At 53.6% G+C, this 18,707-nt stretch carries 19 protein-coding genes, 1 tRNA gene and 1 other RNA gene; 10 read left to right on the top strand and 11 right to left on the bottom strand.

Translation table 11 applies throughout. The features are described from left to right. Positions 1-19 precede the first annotated feature (19 nt). The 4 genes from HQL76_13025 to HQL76_13010 form a co-directional block, all read right to left on the bottom strand. On the bottom strand, positions 20-1,180 hold the full coding sequence (locus HQL76_13025; GenBank protein ID MBF0110085.1) for a cysteine desulfurase: 1,161 nt from the start codon (positions 1,178-1,180) through the stop codon (positions 20-22). Between the two features lie 9 nt (positions 1,181-1,189). Then, positions 1,190-1,630, bottom strand: coding sequence for an Rrf2 family transcriptional regulator (locus HQL76_13020; protein ID MBF0110084.1), 441 nt, complete (start codon positions 1,628-1,630; stop codon positions 1,190-1,192). Next, positions 1,627-2,319: a serine O-acetyltransferase gene (gene cysE, locus HQL76_13015; protein MBF0110083.1), complete on the bottom strand. Its 693-nt coding sequence runs from the start codon at positions 2,317-2,319 to the stop codon at positions 1,627-1,629. Before cysE ends, HQL76_13020 begins: the two co-directional genes overlap by 4 nt. 136 nt (positions 2,320-2,455) lie before the next feature. Further along, positions 2,456-2,875, bottom strand: a complete 420-nt coding sequence (locus HQL76_13010; protein MBF0110082.1) for a hypothetical protein — start codon at positions 2,873-2,875, stop codon at positions 2,456-2,458. 331 nt (positions 2,876-3,206) lie between these two features. Between HQL76_13010 and HQL76_13005 the strand changes: the two genes are divergently transcribed. The 4 genes from HQL76_13005 (at position 3,207) to HQL76_12990 (ending at position 6,103) form a co-directional block, all read left to right on the top strand. Further along, complete coding sequence (locus HQL76_13005; GenBank protein MBF0110081.1) at positions 3,207-3,626, top strand: PilZ domain-containing protein; 420 nt, start codon at positions 3,207-3,209, stop codon at positions 3,624-3,626. 192 nt (positions 3,627-3,818) lie between these two features. After that, positions 3,819-4,121 carry a hypothetical protein gene (locus tag HQL76_13000; protein MBF0110080.1) on the top strand — a complete coding sequence of 101 codons (303 nt, stop codon included), beginning with the start codon at positions 3,819-3,821 and terminating at the stop codon, positions 4,119-4,121. Between the two features lie 375 nt (positions 4,122-4,496). Beyond that, a complete protein-coding gene (locus HQL76_12995; GenBank protein ID MBF0110079.1) occupies positions 4,497-5,339 on the top strand; it encodes a hypothetical protein in 843 nt (280 codons plus the stop codon). A 20-nt stretch (positions 5,340-5,359) separates the two neighbouring features. Beyond that, positions 5,360-6,103: an HAD family hydrolase gene (locus HQL76_12990; protein ID MBF0110078.1), complete on the top strand. Its 744-nt coding sequence runs from the start codon at positions 5,360-5,362 to the stop codon at positions 6,101-6,103. Between the two features lie 3 nt (positions 6,104-6,106). Here HQL76_12990 and HQL76_12985 read toward each other — a convergent pair whose 3' ends face one another. Next, entirely contained in the window at positions 6,107-6,532 is a 426-nt protein-coding gene (locus HQL76_12985; protein ID MBF0110077.1) for a cyclic nucleotide-binding domain-containing protein, read from the bottom strand. 225 nt (positions 6,533-6,757) lie between these two features. On the opposite strand from HQL76_12985, the gene HQL76_12980 reads away from it, so the two are divergent. From HQL76_12980 to ssrA, 4 genes are all read left to right on the top strand, one after another. Further along, positions 6,758-8,194 (top strand): YcjX family protein, encoded by a 1,437-nt coding sequence (locus tag HQL76_12980; GenBank protein MBF0110076.1) that lies wholly within the window; start codon positions 6,758-6,760, stop codon positions 8,192-8,194. Beyond that, on the top strand, positions 8,191-9,243 hold the full coding sequence (locus HQL76_12975; protein ID MBF0110075.1) for a DUF697 domain-containing protein: 1,053 nt from the start codon (positions 8,191-8,193) through the stop codon (positions 9,241-9,243). The genes HQL76_12980 and HQL76_12975 overlap by 4 nt, the downstream gene beginning before the upstream one ends. A gap of 137 nt (positions 9,244-9,380) precedes the next feature. Further along, positions 9,381-9,467: transfer RNA gene (locus HQL76_12970), tRNA-Leu, on the top strand. Positions 9,468-9,537: 70 nt separating this feature from the next. Beyond that, positions 9,538-9,906, top strand: a transfer-messenger RNA (tmRNA) gene (ssrA, locus tag HQL76_12965). 329 nt (positions 9,907-10,235) lie between these two features. On the opposite strand, the gene HQL76_12960 is transcribed toward ssrA, so the two are convergent. The 4 genes from HQL76_12960 to HQL76_12945 all read right to left on the bottom strand — a co-directional run bounded on the left by HQL76_12960 (position 10,236) and on the right by HQL76_12945 (position 14,365). Continuing rightward, complete coding sequence (locus tag HQL76_12960) at positions 10,236-10,397, bottom strand: hypothetical protein (GenBank protein ID MBF0110074.1); 162 nt, start codon at positions 10,395-10,397, stop codon at positions 10,236-10,238. Between the two features lie 14 nt (positions 10,398-10,411). Beyond that, a complete protein-coding gene (locus tag HQL76_12955) occupies positions 10,412-11,146 on the bottom strand; it encodes a PaeR7I family type II restriction endonuclease (protein ID MBF0110073.1) in 735 nt (244 codons plus the stop codon). Further along, a complete protein-coding gene (locus HQL76_12950) occupies positions 11,143-12,801 on the bottom strand; it encodes an Eco57I restriction-modification methylase domain-containing protein (GenBank protein MBF0110072.1) in 1,659 nt (552 codons plus the stop codon). The genes HQL76_12955 and HQL76_12950 overlap by 4 nt, the downstream gene beginning before the upstream one ends. 535 nt (positions 12,802-13,336) lie before the next feature. Continuing rightward, entirely contained in the window at positions 13,337-14,365 is a 1,029-nt protein-coding gene (locus tag HQL76_12945; GenBank protein MBF0110071.1) for a transposase, read from the bottom strand. Between the two features lie 109 nt (positions 14,366-14,474). Here HQL76_12945 and HQL76_12940 point away from each other — a divergent pair, with 109 nt between their 5' ends. Next, entirely contained in the window at positions 14,475-15,428 is a 954-nt protein-coding gene (locus HQL76_12940) for a cytosolic protein (protein MBF0110070.1), read from the top strand. An 835-nt stretch (positions 15,429-16,263) separates the two neighbouring features. After that, positions 16,264-16,368, top strand: a complete 105-nt coding sequence (locus HQL76_12935) for a type II toxin-antitoxin system RelE/ParE family toxin (protein MBF0110069.1) — start codon at positions 16,264-16,266, stop codon at positions 16,366-16,368. An 86-nt stretch (positions 16,369-16,454) separates the two neighbouring features. Here the strand turns inward: HQL76_12935 and HQL76_12930 are convergent, their stop codons facing one another. Together HQL76_12930 and HQL76_12925 are read right to left on the bottom strand one after the other, a co-directional pair. Then, on the bottom strand, positions 16,455-17,354 hold the full coding sequence (locus HQL76_12930) for an SEC-C domain-containing protein (GenBank protein ID MBF0110068.1): 900 nt from the start codon (positions 17,352-17,354) through the stop codon (positions 16,455-16,457). Between the two features lie 523 nt (positions 17,355-17,877). Beyond that, positions 17,878-18,357, bottom strand: coding sequence for a hypothetical protein (locus tag HQL76_12925; GenBank protein MBF0110067.1), 480 nt, complete (start codon positions 18,355-18,357; stop codon positions 17,878-17,880). Positions 18,358-18,707: the final 350 nt, after the last annotated feature.

Genomic DNA, 18,707 nt, shown 5'->3' with positions numbered 1-18,707 from the left:
CCTTCGGCCCGCCGCGAAATCAGCTGCTCCTCGTACCGGTCCCCCCGCGAAGCCTGGCAAGGATGTGTATGAATTGCTGAATGAATCGCTCCAACTCCAGCATCCGGGTATTCCAACCGACACTGATACGCACCGCCGCCAACGCCAACCCTTCCGGCACCCCCATGGCGGCAAGCACATGGGATCCCGTTCCCCGTCCCGAAGTACATGCCGACCCCGAACTGATCGCAAACCCCGCCAGATCCAGGTTCATCACCAGGGTTTCACCATGAATTCCCTCGATTCCCACCATGGACGTATTGGGAATGCGCAACACCTCCCGGCCAAAGACCACCAATCCCGGGACCCCGTCCAGCAAGCGTTCCTCCAGGTGATCGCGCAATCGGGCCATGGCCCCGAGTTCCTCCTCCTGATGTTCGGACAACCATTGGATGGCCGTCCCGAAACCAACGATCCCCGGAAGATTCTGGGTGCCGGCACGCCGTCCCCGTTCCTGTCCCCCCCCCAACAACAAGGGTTTCAACGGCAAGGACCGTTCCAGGATCAGCGCCCCGACCCCCTGGGGCCCCCCCAGTTTATGGGCCGAAACCGATACCATGTCGGCAGGCATACGCCCCCCCCGTTCCCCGAACCAGGAAATGCGCCCCACCCCCTGAACCGCGTCCAGATGAAACAAAATGCCCCGTTCGCGGCACAGTCGTCCGATTTCGGCGAAGGGTTGCACCACCCCCGTCTCGTTGTTGGCCATCATGATGGAGACAAGGAAGGTATCAGCGCGCAAATGCCGTTCAAGGTGTTCCACGGAAACGCGCCCCGAGGCATCGACTTCGAGCACGGTGACTTCATGTCCGTGCGACCCAAGATTCTCGACCGCCTCCAGGACCGAGGGATGTTCGATGGCGCTCGTGACGACATGCCCAGGCCGGTCGCGCATTGCGGCGATCCCGGAAATGGCCAGATTGTTGGCCTCGGTGGCGCCGCCGGTAAAACAGACCAGGCTGTCGTGAACCCCGAAATAAGACCCGATCCGCTGCCGCGCCTGATCCAGTCCCTGCCGGGCGGCACGGCCAAAACCATGGACCGAGGCGGGATTTCCCGTCTGCCGCTCCAGGAACGGCATCATCGCCGCCAGCGCCTGGGGACGGATGGCGGTGGTGGCGTTATGGTCCAGATAGATCACGACGGCACCTTAAGTCCGGTCATGGCCGGATCTTTCTCCCGGGTGTCCATGGCTCTCCCGCGCCAGAAGATCCAGGCTCACCGATTCAAGGTATCCATTGAGATATTCTCCCAGACGCTGCCAAAAATGATGGGTGATGCAACGGCTGGAAGGACGGCAACCATCGGAGGAACCGCATGATGTAGCCTGAATCGGTTCATCGACGGCGCGGATGATGTCGGCAATGCTGATCGTCGCCGGCGATGCCGCCAGCATGTAGCCACCTCCCGGCCCACGAACGCTGCGGACCAGCCCCTTGCGCCTGAGTTTGGAGAAAAGTTGTTCCAGGTAGGACAGAGAAATTTCCTGCCGGGTGGAAATGTCCGCCAGGGCAGTCGGTCGCGTCTGGCCATGCACCGAAATATCGAGCATCGCCGTGACCGCATAACGACCGCGGGTCGTCAGTTTCATGGCCCCTCCTCCCGTGAATGAGTACCGTCCCCGTTCTTCTCGATCTTCTTGAGACGATGTTCCAGATGATGGACCTGCTCCAACATGCACACCACCGCCTTGGCCACCGGATCGGGCATCGCCCCGATCTGGCCGTAGGCGGGAAACAACGGCGACTCCCGCGGCAGTGACGGATTCATGCCCATGACGACCCGGCCCGGAATGCCGACAACCGTGGCATTTTCCGGGACATCCTCGACGACGACGGCATTGGAACCGATCCTGGCGTTGGTGTTGACCGTCAGTGGTCCCAGAACCTTGGCCCCGGCGCCGATAATCACCCCATCCTTCAGGGTTGGATGTCTCTTGCCCTTGTTCCAGCTCGTTCCACCGAGCGTAACCCCATGATAGATGGTCACATTGTCCCCGATTTCAGTCGTTTCGCCAATGACCACCCCCATCCCGTGATCGATGAAAAATCCATTGCCGATCCGCGCCGCCGGATGAATCTCGATCCCGGTGAAAAAGCGGACCATGTAGGAAAGAAACCGGGCCGGCAGATGCCACCCCCGCCGCCACAGCCCATGCGCCACCCGGTAACCGATGACGGCATGCAAACCGGGATAACACAAAAGGACATCCCACATTCCCCGGGCCGCCGGATCGCGTTTATGGATGACATGGATATCATTCTTGATGCGACTGAACATGGATCCTCTTGGCAAACGATCGTAAACCCGCATGAAAAGCGATTGTGCTAATTCCGATCGTTCTTGTCAAGTATTCAGTCCGCCATTGCGGTCAAAAAAGGAAAAAAACCGGGCGTATCGAAACCAGAGAAAAAAATCAAGGGAAGAAAACCTCCTTTTTCTTTTTTTTCCCCCCTTTTTTTTTCCCCCTGGTTGGTTCGATCGGAACGACGGATCCCTGCCGGCCATCAAGCAGCGTGGCGGGATTGGCGTGGGCCGAGGTCACGGGGGGGCAGGTGGCATCGAGTCGTGTTTGCAGGGCCAGGACAAGCTCGCGTTCCCTGTTGAGGGCATCCCACAATTGTCGGGACAGAAGTTCGACCTGGAGTTGCCTGAAGCCCAGAAGATGAAACGCCGATTGGAGCAGATCGGAGACGCGAAGGGATTGACCTGGAGAAAGATCGGCATCGGCCAGGAACCGTTCCATCGCCTCGACGGCGATGCCGGCAGTCCATGCGGCGTCGGCGACACTCATGGCCGGGAGGTGTTCCAGACCAATCTGCAATTTGTCGTTCATGAATGTCGGATCCCCTTTGTCCTGGCCCGCGGAATGGCCCGATCCTCAAGTCCTGCCATGCCGACCGTCCCGATCGATCATTATCCGTCCGTTTCCACGCAAAGAGATTGTACGGGAGGTCAGCCCCGCCGCAAAGGTCCTTTGCACACGCGGAGAAAATTGGCTATTCTGGAACATGTGTGGAAAGACTGGATCCGCCCCCTGAATCGGACCCGAACCCGAGGACCCGTGATCGATTCCGAACCGACGCAACGACATCCCTTCACACCATCGGATCGCATTCTTGTAGGTGGGATGTCATCGTCAACCTTCCCGACCATGCCCGAAGACCATGCCCACATCCGCCAACAACCAGGAAACCCTTTCAAGGTCGAAATCGCAACGGCCCAGGGAAGCTGCGTCTCCCGGCGCCGCCACGGTCGCTTCGGGACCATCGGAAACCGCCCGGTCTTCCCAGGAGCCGCAAAAGAAACCGGTCCAGAGGGACGATCGTATCCCCTTCAGCACCCGCTTGAGATTCGAATCGGACGATGGCGGCTACATCATCCAGGGAACCACCTCCGACGTCAGCATGAGTGGCGCCTTTCTCAGCACTGAAACCCTTTTTCCGGGACTCACGGAAGGAATGGAAGGCGTGGTGTTCGTCGAGATGAGCAAGGAGGGCAACACCTTCGAAGTTTCATTCCACTGCACCATCGCCCGAATCACCCCCCGCGGTTTGGGGTTGAATTTTGAAAGCGAGATGGAATAGCCCCCGCCTTTCCCGAAAGCCGAACACCAGGATCGACCGGATTTTGGTCGTCGTTGCGGCGTCTTGGCCCCGGTTGGAACGAAGGCCATTTTTTGTACAATATCCTCTCGAAGTTTCCTTTCCATTCCCTTGCCATGGTGCTAATCTGGCATGTGTATGAGTTCTCTTAATATTTTCGATAACAAGGAGCGAATGATGACGACCATCCACCGCAACAGGACCGGCAACACCCTTTTGGCATTGAGCGCCGTTGCCTCGATGTCCCTGGGCCTTCTTGTCCCAACCTCCAACGCTGAAGCCTTTTGCTGCGCCACCACCCTGGTCCCCGCCGCATCCTACGTCTACACCCCGGTGAGCTATGTCTATTCCTCGCCGGTGGTCTATTCCGCGCCGGTGGTCTGGCCATCCTATTCCTACGTCTACCCCTATTACACCGCGCCAGTGTACTACTCCTGGTCCAATCTTGCGGTAGGATGTGTCGGGATCACCTGCTGACACACCCGGTTCGGCAAGAACCGTTCCCTCTTCCTGGGAGTCCTCATGAAACCGGATGGTTCGCATGGGTTGGGGAGGAAAAGAATGATGCGGCGTAAAGCAGCCGGGGTCTGGGGGGATTTCCCTCGGACCCTTTTTTTTCTTTCGGCAGTCCAAAAATGGTCATTCATCAATCCAACATTGAAGAATGTGATACAGTGAAAAATGGAGACAGCCCATTCACGGTTTGACGGCTTTTCCACCATATGCAGGAATCATAAGCAATTTTTTTCACCTTCTCAAGAGACCCGGTTCCGATGCAGAATAACCGACGGATTGGCGTGCGGACTTGTGACGCCGACATCTCAAGGCGACAGATGTTTCGGGAGTATTGATGTGGCTCGTCTCGACGAAAACAAGAGAATCAATGCACTCCTTCGAGAATCGGAAAAGATGTTCAATTATGAAATCGGCATCGACAAGGATCGTATTTCCGCCCTGCAGGACGAAGCCGAGGACTTCACCGAAACGCACAGCACCACGGCGCACCTGATTCTGGCCCGCATGGCCTGTCTGTCGCGGGATGAAGAAGCGATGCGTCGCCATCATTACAGCATTCTGGAGTCGGCCCCCGAAGATCCGACAGGTTATCGCGACTACAGTGAATCCCTGAGGAAAATGGGGTATTACTCGGAGGCCCGTGAAACGTCGCGTCGGGCCCATGAGTTGGTGCCACATGATGGGGAACTGCTGCGACATCTGGTCAAAAACTGTGTGATTTCCGGATTTTTCCAGGCATCCTGGCATTATCTTGACCTGGCGATCAAGGCCAATGCCCGCATCATGACGCGAGAATACAATTTTCTCTCCCATGCGGTCCATTTTTTCAGGGAGACGGAAATTGGCGATCCGGAACTGGAACGTTTGCAACAGATTGCAATTGCCGTGCTGCGTATGGAGGAACTCATGCCCGTGGGCGTGTTGCGATCTCCAGCCGTTCATATGGAATTTCTGCATGCCCCCGCCGATCCTTCCCGGTCCGGGGACATGCAGAACCGACAATTTCTGATGTGGGGCATTCAGACCTCGGTCCGGGGAGATCCGTTGGGAGTGCTGAATGCCCGGTTGCTTCAGGCCCTATCGCGCTCTCACCTGGACCGGCGGATTCTCTCTCAGGTCAAGATCCGTTTTTTTCACCGGACCCGTGAGGGAATGATGTCTTCGGGATTCAACTATTGATCCGATCATGAGGTGAGACCTTGTTTTCCCCGTGCCATCATGGAATGACCTACAAGGAGCGCAAGGAGTTGATCGCACGCTTCAACGCCTTGCAGATACAAGCGGTTGCCTTCGACTTCGATGGTGTGTTGGCCGACTCGGTTGCAATCAAGGATGAGGCGCTGGTACGGTTGGTGGAAATGGAAGCGCCGGGAAAAGGAAAGGCGGCGGCAGAGTTATGGAACCGAACCCGGGGAATGTATCGACGGGAGCGAATCGGCAAGGTATTTTGCGAGGTCATGAACCTTGAACTGGACGAGACTTCGCTCGATGGGAGGGTCGAAAGGTACAGACAGATGGTCCATCAAGGAACTCTTGAGGCTGCGCCGATCCGTGGCAGTCTGGAATATCTGCGCGGTTGGCCATTGATTCCCTCCTACATTGTCTCCGCCGCGCCGCAACAGGAGGTGATCGAAGTGGCCCGGCATCGGGATCTGTTTCGGTATTTTCGCGACATCTTCGGCGGTCCGACACCCAAGGAAGAGGTGTTGGCCCGTCTGATTCAGCGGGAAGGGTGCGAACCCCGGGAACTTCTTTTTATTGGCGACTCTGATTCGGATCATCGGGCGGCCCGTGTGGCAGGGGCCTCATTCCTGGGAGTTGTCGGCGTCGGACAGCTCAATCCATTTCCATCCCATGTCCGAACGGTTCCCGATCTGTCCGGACTGCAACAAGTGATCGCCGATTGGTGGAAGGATGAAGAACAGGGATCGGCGGCACACTGACGATCAGGAATTTTTCCTGCTTTCAAGGCGGTGCATCAAGATCGCCATCGCCTGATGATTGATTTTCAATTTGACCTCGGCGGGAAGTTTCTTGAAAATGTCGTGCTCCAGTCGAAAAACGAGTACCCTTCCCTGGGCCAGGACATTGGTTGCCCGTTGTTGCCGGGCAAAATGGGCAATTTCACCAAAAACCGCGCCGGATTCAAGTCGGGCCAGGATTTCATTGGGGACGGCATTTTTCGTCACCAGGACGGTACCATCGATCAGCACATAGAAGGTTCGATCCTGCGCCCCCTCGATGATGATTTTCTTGCCGTCCTGATACGAACAAAACAGGCTGTTGTCACAGAACCAGGCCCGTTCATCCGGAGTGAACTCCTTGAAAAAGTCGATGGTATCCAATCTGCTCAACAATGTTTTTCGATTCATCGGCTGGGTTCCCGGCAGGTGTTCAGGCTTGGCGGTCGGGCCAGTTCCACTGGAGGACGCCTCCAGACGGAGCGGATCCAGACTGTGTCGATAAGAACATCGTAGCGGGTAATGGTTCGCATGTGAATGAAAAAGTCGAACGGGTATCATCCCGCGCACTCCGGGAAATCGTGGTCCATACGTTTCCGGAGTGAAACGGTCCACTCCAGTCCAGGAAAGATCGGCATGTGGCACGTACCTGGTATCAAACACGATTCGCTGGGTATCCTGGCGAACGAAGCCCTGAAAAGCGTGGAAGATCTGTTGTATCTGGCGATGGATCGCAGAATCCGCCTTGCCGTCACGGGATTGAACCAGGCAGGCAAGACGGTGTTCATCACTTCGTTGATCCATCAGTTATTGCAGGGGGCCCGATTGGGGGGGCTCCCTTTTTTCCGTGTCGTGGCGGAAGGACGGTACCAGGGAGCGAAAATCGTATTGCAGCCCAACATGGAAATCGCTTCGTTCAGATATGACCAGTTCATTCAGTCTCTGATGGGGGATCCTCCCGCCTGGCCCAGGGCCACGGATGGCTTGAGCGAAATACGTCTTGCACTTCGCTTCCGTCCATCGGGACTGTTGCGCGGTCACCTGATGTCGGGAACGACGATCCATTTGGATATTATCGATTATCCTGGGGAATGGCTGCTGGATCTGCCTCTTCTGGGACAGGGATATTGCCAGTGGTCCAGGGAGGTGTTGGCGCTGTGTGAACAGGAACCCAGACGCAGCCTGGCGCAATCCTGGCTGGATCATTTGTCGGGAGAGGATCCGCTCCAGGACGCGGATGAGGGAAGAATTCGCCAGGCAAGCCGGTTGTTTACCGAATTTCTCGTTCGCTGCAAGGAAGCGCCTGTCGGTTTGAGTTTTTTGCAGCCAGGACGATTTCTCATTCCAGGGGATTTGAAAGACACGCCATTGCTGACGTTCTGCCCGCTCCGATGCACGGTTGAATCGATGAAGGAGGGATCGATGCTCCAGGTGATGTCGGAACGTTTTGAATCCTACAAGGAGTTGGTGGTTCGTCGTTTCTATCGGGACCATTTTTCCCGGTTCGATCGGCAGATTGTCCTGGTCGATGTGCTCAAGGGGTTGAATCGTGGACCGGAGAATTTTGGTGACATGAGCCGATCCTTGAAAAGCATCATGAAGAATTTCGATTATGGCCGTTCTTCCCTGCTGGGACGGATGTTTCAGCCGAAGATCGATCGATTGTTGTTTGCGGCGACCAAATCGGATCATGTGGCGGCGAATCAGCACGGCAACATGGAACGGTTATTGGAACGAATGGTCATGGATCAGGTCAACGATGTCTCATTTTATGGGGTGAAGGTGGAGTCGATGGCCATTGCCTCGATCGTTTCGACCGAGACGGTCGTTCAGGAGCATCAGGGGCGGAGGCTGTCGTTTGTACGTGGTCGTCCGAAGGGTCGTCAGGAGGAAGTTCTTCTCTTTCCTGGAGAAATCCCCGAGACGATCCCAAAGCCGGAGGCCTGGAAGAAGGAACGGTTCAACTTTCTGGAATTCGAACCGGCAGGGAGCGACTGGAATGATCAGACATCCCTGCCACATCTGCGCCTGGATTGGGCTCTCGATTTTCTTCTGGGAGACAAGCTGACGTGAATTCGGATGAATCATGGATCGCCCCTGTCGCGTTGACGGTGAATGCGCCGAAGGAAACCGAGGTGGAGACATCGCTCTTGTCGGCATCTCCGGTGGTCTTGCCGATATCCGGGGAGCGACGGGAAGATGCGGCGCTGGGACATGAATTCAAGATTCCGTCCACGCCCAGAATGGCGAGAGGGATGTATGGATGGTTTCAAGATCGCGGGGCAATCGGGTTCATACTGGGAGGACTTCTTTGGCTGGCGGGTATTTTTCTGGAAGAGACGTACCTGTTCTTATGGGAACGATTTCATCAGCATTGGGCCTTGGGGATCTTTTTTTTCGTTGTGGCGGGGACGACCCTGGTGGCAGCGGCACTATTGATTACGGGTGAAATCAGGGGGTTTTCCAGTCTACGACGGGCCGAAAACCTGCGCCTGGACATTCAGCGCATGTGGGAACGCCGTGGTCATGGCCATGCCGTCGGGGTGGCGTTGAGACTGCGTGAAACGATGGTTGGCGACGCTGAATGTGAATCCGACTGGAAAAATTTTAATAATCTTGTTCGAAGTCATTACGATGACCATGAGGTATTGGAACTGTTATCCAGGACAGTTTATGGACGTCTGGACGCTCGTGGTTATCGATTGATTGTAAAGCATGCCACGACGATGGCCGTTGCTTCCGCCATGAGTCCAATGATTGGCTTGAACGGTTTATTTTTTTTGTGGCAGAATTTGCGCATGATCCGGTCGATTGCCTGTTGTTATGGGATCCATCCGGGAGGGATGGCGAGTTTGTATTTGACTCGTGAAGTCCTGTTGGGAACCTTCATGGTGGGAACAACGGATTTGGTGGTAGATCGGGTATCGGATGTGGTGGGAGGTCATGCCGCCTCATTGGTACTGGCCCAGGCGGGAAAGGGGGTAGCCAATGGCCTTTTTACCGCCCGAATCGGCTTGGCGGCCATGAACCGTTGTCGTCTGGTTCCCTTTCACGCTGGAGGAGAACCTTCTCTGGAGCGAATCCGCGTGGAGTTGTTCAACAGTCTTGGCGGTTCCAAGTGAGGCCGGAAAAATACGGGTGATGGATTTTTTTTGATTGTCGTGGTGTGAGGTGGAACTTCAAGGTTCATTCGTCTCATGATTTCGAAAATGAAACATTGACAATCTCCACTGATCTCCCATATCATCTCCCTTGAGAAGCCCAGATGGCGGAATTGGTAGACGCGCTAGATTCAGGGTCTAGTGGCCTCGCGGTCGTGGAAGTTCGAGTCTTCTTCTGGGCACCATTTCTTCTGCATACATCGCTTTATCCACCGGTTCATAAAGTTGTCTTGTCTCTCTTCTCTTAGGAAGACTGGGGGTGTCACGGTTTCGACGGGGTATGGAAAGGCTTTTGGAGGCGGCTCGGTATCGCACCACCGTAACAGGGCGAAACTTTATAATTGCCAATGACGAGCACTATGCTCCGATGAGGGCAGCGGCCTAAAACCGCTGTCTCTTCGGGGTCCCGATCCGGGCCCGGCAACAGAAGTCTTTCGAGACGGGATCAAGCCGGAATGTGAATGCCGGTTAAAATCCAGGGTCACCCAGTATTCCGAGGTAACGGAAGCGTCGGATCCAGCCGGTCTGTAACGGATCCTTCGCCCATGACCGGCAAAATAGCCGTACATCTTCCGGGTTGACTACATGTTTCGGACGCGGGTTCGACTCCCGCCACCTCCACCATTTTGATTTTACTAGGTTTCCTCCACGTCACGGCCATCCTTCGGGGTGGCCGTGGTCGTTTGAAAAACCCCAATGTTTCCAATGGTTAGCGGCCATAGTTTGAAAATGAACCTGGTCCCACGTCGGACCCACAAACGTCGAACTTGCCCCTTTTCTTCTCTCTCCACCAGCATTCTCCAAAAGCTCTGGACTCGCCCCCAGTGAGTCCGACTCAGTCTGACTCACTCTTTTCCTTGGTATTTCAAACAGTAACGTCATTTACCGGAACCGGACCCGTTCGACACGGAAGATGGTCGGCTTGAAGACGAAAAGCCGTGCAAACCCGCGTCCTACGGCAGGTGCAACTCCCCCGCCGGTCCCAGGGGAAACATGGGGGCCCAGATGATCTCCCAGGGATGGCCGTCCGGGTCGGCTGGCAGGGTATTATATCCCTGCATGATATGGGTAATCGATTCGGAAAGAGTAAAATCAATATCCCGATGACATGCCATTTCCAGTTCAGGAGCTACCTTGCTGCTTCACTGGCAATATGCCCTGCGAATGATGCGATGAACGAGCGCAGACTCGTCATCTCAGACAGGTTGCTGAACGCACCGGTTTTCTCGGCGGTTCTGGGCGAAAGCACTACCGAGGCAGTGGTATAGAGCTGTTCCCGAACGAGCTTTCTGCATAAAATATCGTACCGATCCGCGTAGGAAGCATCATTGAAATCAGAGAATACGGGGAAGTGAGGGGAGCGGTCCTTGACCGGGGTCCGAGAGCCATCACACTCCTCAACCAGCATCAGCCATCCCACAAAGGGCCTTTGAGAATCGCCAAAGGCCCCTTCTCTGAAGGCCGTCCATAGGTCAAGCGCCGTGCCGATGGCTTCCTCGGTCCGGTTGTTGAAATTGTTGCCAAAAGACGGTCCCACTTGACTCTTGAACTCCAGAGCGGCAATCAACCGACCATTGTTCATCACCAACATGTCCCACAGCTTTGTGGGGCGGAAATATCCAGGCAGGGTGAGCACCCTCCGTTCCAGATGAATATCGGCACGGGATAGCCCGTTCTGACGCACCACCTTTTCAACCAGTGCCACGAAACCGTCCATATTCTTTCCAGCGGTGACCCCAGCCCGTTCCCCCTGGTCCGCCTTGCCACTGGATTGCTGCTTCTGGACGGCTGCAGAACGTCCGATCCAGAAAGCTTTAACCGCTTCGCGAACCTCATGATCGAAATCGCCCAAATCAATGGTCATGGCACCACATCCTCCCTGTTTCCGCCAATCACTGCGGACTCCTCCTGGCTCAACCCGTACAGGCCGAAGGTGGCCCTACTGCAGGCATCGTAGTCGTTTTCAGTTGCGGCGGCGACGAGGGATTTGCGCGTTCCATGCGATACATCGCCCCATTTGGGAACCCGGATCCGTCTCAGGTACTGGGCCTGAAAACGGAGATATCCTCCCCGCATCTGAATGGAATAGAGGGAGACGAACAGCCGGGCGATGCCGGATAGGAGCACCCCTCGGAGCGCCTGAAGATCCCACTGGTCGGAGGTGATGAAGTAGAGGTTGTGGTGTGGATAAAATGCCCCATCGTCATAGATAATATGGGCGTCTCCCTTGATGTCGGGAATCAGCAGCTTGGGACGACTCAACAGGTCCGGATGAATGCGATCAATGGTACGATACCATCCACCTGGATTCTTGCGGGCGCAATGACGATTTCGGATCACCTCCTCATGTTTTGAAAGGTAATCGGCCAGCTTGGGATACTGTCTAAGGTCCACCAGTGTCCCATCATTGTTAAACGGGTTGATGACCCCCTGCCCTTGCCATGCAACGCATCCTCCCTTGATGTCCTTCGTTTGGACCAAGGGTAGTTTACGGTCTGGTTCTACGTCCAGAGCTTCGAATGGGCCTATAAACACCTTGTCAGCTCCAGTGGCCACCCCGATTCCCACCCGACATCCCACCTCCTCCAAAAGTGGTAACTCCTTCTCCAGACGACGGATGACGGCCAATTGATCCGCTGAGTGCAGAATCCACGGTTCCTGCCCCCTGGCAACGTCCCGGATTTCCAACACCTCACTGCTTTTGGGAAGGGATTCGACATTGAGAGACTTGGCAAGGCGGGAGAGGGTTCCGGAATCAGTTTCAGGACGGTGGACGACCCGGGTACGGCCAGCTTTTTCCCGCGTGATAAGAGTGATAGCCGGATAGGCTGTGACATCCTCATGGAAAGCCTGTGTATCCACCATATCGATATAGCAGGCCAGATGATAGCCATTGGCAACCATGGCTCGAAGCGGCCCGCCGTAGCGGTTTTTCATCCATCGGTCGGAACAGATGAATGCCAGCTTGCCACCGGCATCGAGACTGTGCAGGCTCCGTTCGATGAAGGGAATATAAAGATCGGCCCGATCAAAAATCGTGTCATAACGGAAACGATACTCTTCCATGAGGATGTCGGGAACGTGTTCCTGCCGGACGTAGGGAGGATTGCCCACAATATGGGTGAACGGATGGGGGAACTGGGCCAGAAGAAAATCCCCCTCCACGATCCAAGCGTCGATCAGTTGCACGGCGTCTTTACGGTTGATTCCTTTCTCAATCATCAGTTCCATAAGCCTTGAGCGGGTCTCCTCAATGCTGGATGGATGGAGTTCTACTGCCTGAATGGAAGGAGCCAGTTTTTCATGGAGAGAGCCATCCCAACCTTCATGATCAAGAAACGATGTCAGCAGCCGGTCTACGGCGACATGGAGGAAATTTCCTCGCCCGAAGGATGGTTCCAGCAACCGAAAGCGATGAAGGGGTTGGTCAACGGTGTAACCGGCCAGATCCAAGATGAACTCAACAACGCTGTTCCGAGTGAAAAAAGCACCCCGTTCTGCCACGTCGGCCATGGCCATCTGGCGAGAGGCTTCCCCTATGGGGCACAGCCCAGGAAGAACCATCTGGCCGTGCATTCTCAGATTTTTTGCGGCTAATCGGCCCATGGCAGTCGGTGCATTCGCTTAAGTAGAGCAGTTGAGTCCCAAGTTTTCTTCCCGAGAGGTTTGCAATCTTTACCCCTGTCTACCCATTCTATCCAAAATCTCTCTTCCGCAACACCTTTGCCGCCGTTCTGGGATGCCCCGTTTTCGATGCCGTTCATGAGACCGCTCGTGATCTGCACGAAGCCGGTTTCATCGACAAGCGCCGCATGACCCTGCCGCACACTGTCCCTACCAAAAACCCAATCCGACCCGGTTTGGTCCCATCGCCAAGCAGTTTGACGATGAAGTCGCTGGATTTCTCTGGACAGTAAGGCGGATTTCCGCAAAAATCAGCTTCAGGATTGAGGGTCTGGTGGTCGTCATGGCCCAGATTTTTCTGAAGCGGGCAAGAGGCATCGGAACCTCACCCTTTGGATGCGCTCTTTGACAAGTCGAAACCGGAGTTGGATCAGGCAGCTTTCCGCAGGTACTGGTGGTGCAGCCCACCAAGATGCGGGATGGCGATAACATCGCCTGCCCCCATTGGTTGAACCGCCATTGGCTCAGGACAGTCTTTGGCCAGACCAAGATGGGTGCGCGTTTCGTGATAATAGATCAGGTACGAGGTCAGGGTCCGTCTCAGGTGTTCCTGGTTCATCACGATGGCGTGATCCAGACACTCCCTGCGAATCGACCCGATCACTCGTTCGCAATAGGCGTTTTGCCAAGGAGATGCTGGCGCAATTTTTACCTCCTTGATTCCCATGGCCTTCAGGGTGTCTTGGCATTTGCCCTGAAAAATCGGATCTCGATCATGGATCAAGTAGCGTGGTGCCGAATCCCAGGGGAAAGCATCCCTGATTTGTTGAGCGACCCATGCGGCAGTTGGGTTGGTGGTAATGTTGAAGTGGATGATGCGGCGACGTTCATGGTCAAGCAAAATCAGGACGTGGAACACCGTGAAGAAGAGTGTCGGAACAGTGAAGAAATCCATGGCAACCATGCAGTTGGCGTGATTTTCCAGGAAGGTTTTCCAGGTTTGAGATGGCGGTTTGGCTGGCTTGACCATGTACTTTGCGACTGATGTTTCTGCCACTTGGTAGCCGAGTTTCAGCAATTCGCCATGGATGCGGGGCGCGCCCCAGAGTGGATTCTCAAGGCTCATTTTGCGAATCAGATCCTTGATTTCCTTCGTGACGGCAGGACGACCGGGGCGTTTGCGGCGGGATTTCCATTTCCAAAACAGCCGAACCCCTTCACGATGCCACTGTATCACCGTTGCTGGCTTGACGATGACCAAGGCTTCACGCCAGCCTTGCCAAATGCGTGATAGCAGGATCCAAAGCAAGCGGTCCAATGGGTGGATCTGTAATCGGCTGGGTTTCGTCCTTTGCAAAACCGCCAGTTGATGACGCAAAGCCAGGATCTCCATCTGCAAGGCGGTTCGGCTGAGGAACAAGTCGGCGATGAAGGTGCCGATGATGAGAAGTGATTTCATGAATGAGTTGCTCTTGGTGGATTGATCATGATTGACATTATCACCCATGTGATCGTTTTTTGAAGGCTTTGCACTCCAATCCAAAGGCAGAGCATTCGAGGATGTTGACATGACCGATCACGACAATCAAAGCCAGACGACCGAGTACGATTCGCCGTGGAAGGAGATCCTGAAGGCGTACTTCAACGACTTTCTGGAGTTTTTCCTGCCAGAGGCACATGATGGTATCGACTGGCAGTGCGCTCCAGAATTCCTGGACAAGGAGCTGGACCGGATCACTCGGGAGGCGGAGTCTGGCAATCGTCGGGTTGATCTGCTGGTCCGGGTCTGGCTGCTCGACGGTGATGAACTCTGGGTGCTGATCCATGTCGAAATCCAGGAGAACCGTGATCCGCATTTCGAAGAGCGGATGTTCACCTGTCAGTATCGGGCTTTCGACCTCTACAAGAGACCTGTAGTCAAGAGACCTGTAGTCAGCTTGGCCATCCTCGCTGACGAAGAAGGTGCTTGGCGGCCATCGGCGTTTGGTTATCAGAAGTGGGGATCGAAGGTCAGCTTCCAGTTCAATGCTATCAAATTGCTGGATTACCTGTCCCGTTTGGATCTTTTGGAGTCATCCACCAATCCGTTTGCCATCGTCACCCTGGCGCATCTGACCGGCAAACAGACCAGAAACCAACCGGCAGAGCGATTTCAGCAGAAAATGCGCATCACGCGCATGCTGTACGAACGTGGTTTCAACCGCCAACAGATCGTTGATCTCTTTCGATTCATCGACTGGGTGTTGAGCCTGCCAGAAGAGTTGGACAACCAATTCTGGACAAATCTATCCAACTTCGAGGAGAACAAAAAAATGCCTTATATCACAAGCGTAGAACGGATTGGGATGAAAAAGGGAGAGCAAAAAGGCAAGGCAGAAATGCTGCTCGAACTGCTCCAAGAGCGTTTTGGCCTGATCCCAGAATCTGTTCAGAAGCAGGTGGAATCGGCAAAATTGGACGACATCAACGTTTGGGCGCGGAAGATTTTCAAAGCCGATTCCCTGCAGGCCGTCTTTCATTGACTTGTTTCTCTTGGTGCCCGAACGATCATCGAAATCTGCTCCTGCCCTCCGACCGTGAGAGCCGGAGAATCTGTTCGAATCGGCACTCGATCATGGCCACCAAGTGGACGATGAAAATGTTTTGGAAAAGCGGTGGAAGGGCCTCGTTTCCGCAGCACAGAATTCTCCATTCTCCGCGAATAGAGTAAAAGTTTGCGTTAACATCATCTTGCTGACCAAACGGGCGTCAGAATGCGGGTCCACGGGTTGCATCCGTTTTCGAGAGGAGAGTTTGAGCAGACGAAAAAAGCCTTTGCAGATCATGGCGATCAACGGAACATGCATCAATTGGTAGCCAAGACGCTTTCAAACTCTTCTCTATACGGCTCTGCAACAAAGCCGGAGAATTGGTTCGAAACCGTATCACGTGGTCCACCATTTTGATTTTACAGGGTTTTCTCTACGTCGCGGCCACCTTTCGGGGTGACCGTGGTCGTTTGAAAAACCCAAATGTTTCCAATGGTTAGCGCGGGTGGTTCGAGAAGGAACTTGGTCCCCCGCCGGACCCGCCGGAGTCGAAAGTTGCCTTTTTCTTCTCTCTCTGCCAATATTCTCCAAAAGCTCTGGACTCACCCCTGGTGAGTCCGACAAAACCGGACTCACTGTTCCATCGAAATATCAAAGTTTAACATGAGTCGCTGATATTGGACTCGTTCGATGGTGAACTTGGTTGCCTCGTGGGTCGGGAAACGGTCAAACCTGGGTCCGGGGAAACGATGAAGGACCGAATTGATGGTGTCCCCGGAGTTCAGTGAAATGGATATACTGTCCCTGGAATTCCTACCGAGACTTGCGAATGTTTCCTGTTGGTAACTACCTGATTTTTTATCGCCCCGCCAATCATGGAGTGGAAATCATCCGGGTGTTACACGCTTCCAGAAACGTTGAGAATCTCCTCTAAGCAGCTGTTCAGATCCCCAAGATCTTTTTTTTCTTTCAAAATCTTTACAAACTCAGAAAGAATAACAGTGCAATGTGCCTGAACTTTCAAGCACTCATTGAAAAACCTGGACCCAAGGCATCGCTAGGCAAAGACCCTAATCGAAAAATGTTAGCATTTTCCCGTGAAACAGGATTATGCCAACCATGGAAGCGAGTACACCAACCCCCATGGATATCGATCCATTGCGCATATTGCAATTTACTATCTAACGATAGTTGCAACATCTTGCCAGCTTGTCTATCACAGTAACGTATTGCCTGATTGCACATCGACCGACCATTTTCATTTGCGTACAGAAGAGAAAACCCTATCGGAAGAAAGAAATCCTTAAAATAAGGTTTCTTTCTCTCATTATATTCATCATGTTTACCTAAGTCTGAATCCGTAACGATTGCAATACGTTGTTCTGGAGAAAAGTCCAAACTATTTTGAATCATCCTAATCAAAAAATGCCAAGCAAAATTCTCCTGCTGTTCAACAGGACCGTCATGGAACTCAAACGTCCCCAAAACGACACAGCCATACTGATCAGGTTGTTCTGTGATAAACTGACATTCAACAATGCATGCAATAGAAACCGTATGATGCAATAGTTTTGTTTTTGTGTTCGTATCTATAGCAAAAACACGAGAAAAACTTCTTAAAATCTTACTTTCATCCAGATTCATTGACTCTGGATTAATTGGAACCCGTAACAGGTGCTTTTCTCCTTTATTAGATTCTCTGTGTGAACCTTGATAGGATCTCTTCGGCACCAAAACTTTGCCATCCATTAGAAATTCAACCTGCCCATCAGGACCAAATCTGCACCCATTGATTGTAGTAGGTTCTCCAAAATCACCAGTCACTGTGTTAGACACAGACTTACGATCTATACAGCATCGCTTAAACTTCTTTCCACTGCCGCAGCTACAGGGCTGATTGCGATCTTGGCCTAAACCCATCGTAATAATCCTATCAATTGGTTGGAAAAAATCGAAGAAAGTATCTCAATTTCCTTTGTTACATCTCAATATTTTCATTAGTGCCAGAATTTCCAAACCCAGCACCCAGAACCACTGGCCGGAGAAACAGGAAAAATCACTCCTACGGCCATCATGGAACCCCCATTCTACCCCAAATCAATTTCAAATGCAAACTAATAATAATTATATAAACAATTTTATAATTTCCAAAAAATAATGTAAAATTATTTTTTATTTCTGTTATTATTTTTACGCACAAAAATCCTTCGCCTTGAGTCAAAACCATGGGAACATAATGTCTGGGGTCTAATGTCTGGGGTCAGGTCTTGCATTACGACATTTGGTAGGGTCGAGAACTGGCGCGCCAGCGGTAGGAGGAGGTAGCATGGGTCCACAAGGCTTTCGCCGTGGGCGTAAATCCTGCTCCCTTAACCGCGTTTCCAGTTCCCGCCACATCGAACCGGACGTGCGGTTTTCCCGCATCCGGCTCTCGGACAAAGCGTCACGCTTGCGCACGCAGGAAGTTCTGTCGCACCCTTTGCAAAGAGACCAGTCCCAGCGTTTGATGCAGGTACCTGTCCGGGTAGCGTGACTGCCCGTCACCTCTTTGCTTGTGCTTCCTACACAACCACTGTCGGAGCCGATGCTTGGTATGCGCCTCTACCGCCGAATAGGACCGTCGAGCGAAACCCAGTGAAAAGTAGTTCGCCCAGCCGATCAGTTTGCGATTCAGGTCATGCACCAAATCCCCGGCATCTTGCCACAACCATCGTACATCTGTGCGTTCGCTCAGGGCGTCATACATCCGCCTAACGCTCTTCTTCGATGGCCAGGTCCCATATTTGGCCTTCCCCTCACCCATGGTGGGATAATACCGGCCAATGGTGTAACCCAGAAAATCGAAGGTTTCCTCCGGGATGCGACAAGTACGGGTCTTCTCCTCGTTCACCGTCAGCTTCAGCCTTCCCATCATCTTCCGCATTGCTGGATTACCTGTCTCGGAGTAACTATTCAGACCCCTCCCCGTATTAAAATTATTGAAAGAAAAAAGGGGTCTGGGGGATTTCCCCCAGGGTTTTGACTTTTCTTTTTGTTTTGACTTTGTTTTTCACGCGCCATTTCACCCAAAGCGAATTTCCGCGTTTTCTGCGGAAATTCGCGCAGGCGCGCGCCCTTGTCCTGGTTTTTTCGCGGTTTTTTGCGAAAAAACCAGGACACATTGCAAGTTTCCAGGCCTTTCAACACGCAAGGGGTTTGTCTTCCTTCGCAAAAACCGCGAAGAAGGGCAAACCAAAGCCCGCGCCTACGCAAGATTCCCGCAAAAACCACGCG

It is taken from the genome of Magnetococcales bacterium (assembly GCA_015228815.1).
Lineage (GTDB): Bacteria > Pseudomonadota > Magnetococcia > Magnetococcales > UBA8363 > UBA8363.
Note: the sequence above shows the minus strand (reverse complement) of the source record. Positions and strands in the feature narration are given on the sequence as shown.